This window comes from Stenotrophomonas sp. AS1 (genome assembly GCF_048957655.1).
GTDB lineage: Bacteria > Pseudomonadota > Gammaproteobacteria > Xanthomonadales > Xanthomonadaceae > Stenotrophomonas > Stenotrophomonas bentonitica_A.
In genome coordinates, this window is the sequence record NZ_JARVXM010000017.1 from 1 (window position 1) to 3650 (window position 3650).

Here is a 3650-nt window from a genome sequence, read left to right on the forward strand (position 1 = left end):
GTGCCCAAAGCGGCGCTTGCGCGGCCGCTTCCTACCCGCCAGACTCGCAAAAAAGGGCGGTTGAACTTCCTATACCCAACTGGGCGTGGACGCGGTCGGTTTCGTGTTCGCCGAAGGCAGTCCGCGCCGGGTCAGCGCGGCCGAGGCGCGGCAACTGCGCCTGGCGCTGGCGCCGATGGTCGGCGCGGTGGCGCTGTTCCGCGACAACACCGTGGCCGAGGTGCGTGAAGTGGTGCGCATGGTGCGACCGGCGTTGCTGCAGTTCCACGGCGACGAAGAGGATGCGTTCTGCAGCGCCTTCCGCATGCCCTGGCTGAAGGCGGTGCCGATGGGCGGGGGCGAGCGTTGGGATGCGGCCGCGCTGCAAGAGCGCTGGCCGAACGCCGACGGTTTCCTGTTCGACAGCCACGGCAAGGGCGCAGCCGGCGGTACCGGCCACACGTTCGACTGGAGCGCGATCCCCGGCGGACTGCACCGGCCGTTCGTGCTGGCCGGCGGGATCACGCCGGACAACGTGCACGACGCGATCCGCGCCACCTCGCCGTGGGCGGTGGACGTGGCCAGCGGGATCGAAGTCGCGCCGGGAGTCAAGGACGGCGAGAAGATGCGCCGCTTCGTGGCGGAAGTGCGACGTGCCGACGGTACCGGTCCCGATTGAACGGCGTTTTCCTTTACGCGCTGCGTGTGTCCCTGTAGTTTTCCCCCGTCCCTACGGATCCACCCATGAGCACTCCGGCCCGCACCCGCAAGGCCACCCCGGCCAGGAAGACCGCTGCGTCCAAGCCGGCGCCGCGCCGCAAGAGCCGTGCGGCGCCGCCGCCCGAACTCCTGTCCATCGACCTGGCCTTGCAGGGCGGCGGCTCGCACGGCGCCTTCACCTGGGGCGTGCTCGACCGCTTGCTGGAAGAGGAGTGGCTGCGGATCGATGGCGTGTCCGGTACTTCCGCAGGCGCGATGAACGCGGCCGTGCTGGTCGATGGCTTCGAACGTGGCAGTCGCCAGGGCGCGCGCGAGGCGCTGGCCCGGTTCTGGCGCGCGGTGTCCGACGCAGCGCGCTTCAGTCCGCTGCAGCGCGGGCCGCTGGACGTGCTGATGGGACGCTGGAGCCTGGAGGGCTCGCCGGCGTTCCTGGCCATGGACCTGGTGTCGCGGCTGTGGTCGCCCTACGACCTCAATCCGTTCGGCGTCAATCCGCTGCGCGACATCCTGGAGCGCTCACTCGATTTCGACGCGCTGTCGAAGTCGGACATCAAGCTGTTCATCACCGCCACCAACGTGCGTACCGGCCGCGGCAAGGTGTTCCGCAACGCCGAACTGAGCCCGGACGTGCTGCTGGCCTCGGCCTGCCTGCCGAACATGTTCCAGGCGGTGGAGGTGGACGGCGAGTACTACTGGGACGGCGGCTACTCCGGCAACCCGACCATGACCCCGCTGGTGCGCGACTGCAATTCGGACGACGTGATCCTGGTCGCGGTCAACCCGGTCGAGCGTCCCGACCGGCCGACCGGCGCGCGCGAGATCCTCAACCGGATCAACGAGATTTCCTTCAACGCCGGCCTGCTCAAGGAACTGCGCATGATCGCGCTGCTGCGCCAGGTGGCCGACGTGGGCAACTGCGAGGGCGCGCGCTGGGCGAGCAAGCGCATCCACCTGGTGCGCAACGACCTGGCCACCGTGCTGGATTCCTCGTCGAAGATGAGCGCCGAGTGGGCGTTCCTGGAGATGTTGCACAAGGAGGGGCGGCGCGTGGCCGAGTCCTTCCTGGCGCAGGACGGCGCCAACCTGGGCAAGCGCTCATCGATCGACCTGAACGTGCTGCTGGAAGGAGTGTGAGCATGGGACTGCTGGGCATGCTGGTCGGCCTCGGCCTGTTGATGTACCTGTCCTACCGGGGCTGGAGCGTGCTGCTGCTGGCGCCGGCCGCGGCGTTGGTGGTGGCGGCGTTCTCCGGCGAGCCGCTGCTGGCGCACTGGACCTTGACCTTCATGTCGGCCGCCGCCGGATTCATCTCCCAGTTCTTCCCGCTGTTCCTGCTCGGCGCGCTGTTCGGAAAGCTGATGGAGGACAGCGGCTCGGTCGAGGCCATCGCCGCGTTCATGACCGCCAAGCTCGGCACCCGGCGGGCGATGCTGGCGGTGGTGCTGTCCGGCGCGCTGGTGACCTACGGCGGGGTGAGCCTGTTCGTGGCGATCTTCGTGCTGGTGCCGATGGCCGCGGTGCTGTTCCGCGGCGCCGGCATCCCGCGTCGGCTGATGCCGCCGGCGCTGGCGCTGGGCACGATGACCTTCACCATGTCGGCCATGCCCGGCACGCCCTCGATCCAGAACGCGATCCCGATGCCGTTCTTCGGCACCACGCCGTTCGCCGCGCCCGGGCTGGGCCTGATCGCCTCGGCGATCATGCTGGCGTTCGGCCTGTGGTGGCTGGCCCGCGCCGAACGTCGCGCGCGGCTGGCGGGCGAAGGCTTCGGCGAGTTGGCCACGCCCGACGCCGGCATGGTGGCCGAGGACGAGATCGTGCGCGAACGCGCGGCGGTGGCGCAGCCCTTCGATCCGGCCGAGGCGGCGCATGGCGTCCAGGGCAGCGGCCTGCCGTCGGCGCTGGTTGCGTTCGCGCCGCTGGCGGTGGTGATCGGGGTGAACCTGCTGATGTCGCTGCTGATCCTGCCGCGGATGGACGTGTCCTACCTGCAGTACGCGCGCTTCGGCGAAACCTCGCTGTCCGAGGTGGCGGGCGTGTGGTCGGTGTCGGTGGCGCTGGCCGCGGCGATCGCCACCACCATCGCGCTGAACCTGCGCCGCTTCCCCTCGCTGCGTTCGAGCATGGACTCCGGCGCCAACGCCTCGGTGCTGCCGATCCTGGCGGTGGGCAGCCTGGTCGGTTTCGGCGCGGTGGTCGCGGCGATGCCGGCCTTCGAGATCGTGCGCGACTGGGTACTGGGCATCGGCGGCGGTCCGCTGGTGTCGCTGGCGGTGGCGACCAACATCCTCGCCGGCCTCACCGGCTCGGCGTCCGGCGGCCTGACCATCGCCCTGGATGCGCTGGGTCCGACTTTCATGGCCATCGCCTACGAGACCGGACTGTCGCCGGAGCTGATGCATCGGGTGGCGGTGATCGGCGCCGGCACCCTGGACAGCCTGCCGCACAACGGCGCGGTGGTGACTCTGCTGGCGGTGTGCGGCTGCACCCACCGCGACAGCTACGGCGACATCGCGGTGACCGCGGTGCTCGGCTCGATCGTGGCGCTGGTGGTGGTGATCGTGCTGGGGACGATGTTCGGGTCGTTCTGAGCGCACGTGCGCGGCGTGACGGCGCCGCCCGGCACGATGCTCAGGCGCGGCGCGGCTGGATCGAGGCCAGCTGCGCGTCGGCCAGTCCCAGCAGCAGGCGCCGCGTTTCGCGGCCGCCGCAGCGGAACGCCTGCAGCAGGCGTCGCTCGAGCGGGTCGTGGACCAGTTCGGCGTCGAGTGCCGGAATGTCGTCCGGATCCGCCTCCCAGGCCAGCGGGCCACGGCCGGTGGCCAGCCACTCGAAACGCACGCGGGTGACATGCGCCAGGCGGGCGCGCCGTGTTTCTCGAAGTGGGCGAGGATGGCGCGGATGGTTTTGGGTTCCTCGATGCTGGCGACGATCCGCACCGCGCCGCCGCA

Annotated in this window: 3 protein-coding genes and 1 pseudogene; 3 read left to right on the top strand and 1 reads right to left on the bottom strand. The window is 70.4% G+C overall.

Going from position 1 to position 3650, the window contains the following annotated elements; translation table 11 throughout:
- Positions 1-73: 73 nt before the first annotated feature.
- The 3 genes and pseudogenes from PV764_RS20235 to PV764_RS20245 all read left to right on the top strand — a co-directional run.
- Positions 74-658: pseudogene (locus tag PV764_RS20235) on the top strand (phosphoribosylanthranilate isomerase); the annotation flags it as partial.
- Between the two features lie 65 nt (positions 659-723).
- On the top strand, positions 724-1833 hold the full coding sequence (locus tag PV764_RS20240) for a patatin-like phospholipase family protein (RefSeq protein WP_019186276.1): 1110 nt from the start codon (positions 724-726) through the stop codon (positions 1831-1833).
- Between the two features lie 2 nt (positions 1834-1835).
- Positions 1836-3290, top strand: coding sequence for a GntP family permease (locus tag PV764_RS20245; RefSeq protein WP_019186275.1), 1455 nt, complete (start codon positions 1836-1838; stop codon positions 3288-3290).
- A 40-nt stretch (positions 3291-3330) separates the two neighbouring features.
- Here PV764_RS20245 and PV764_RS20250 read toward each other — a convergent pair.
- Positions 3331-3650: hypothetical protein (locus PV764_RS20250; protein ID WP_421117429.1), on the bottom strand; the 320-nt coding region annotated here is incomplete at its 5' end.

Excerpts from the sequence above, each read along its gene's own strand:
- PV764_RS20240 (WP_019186276.1), top strand. The coding sequence starts at position 724 with ATGAGCACTCCGGCCCGCACCCGCAAGGCCACCCCGGCCAGGAAGACC.
- PV764_RS20245 (WP_019186275.1), top strand. The coding sequence starts at position 1,836 with ATGGGACTGCTGGGCATGCTGGTCGGCCTCGGCCTGTTGATGTACCTG.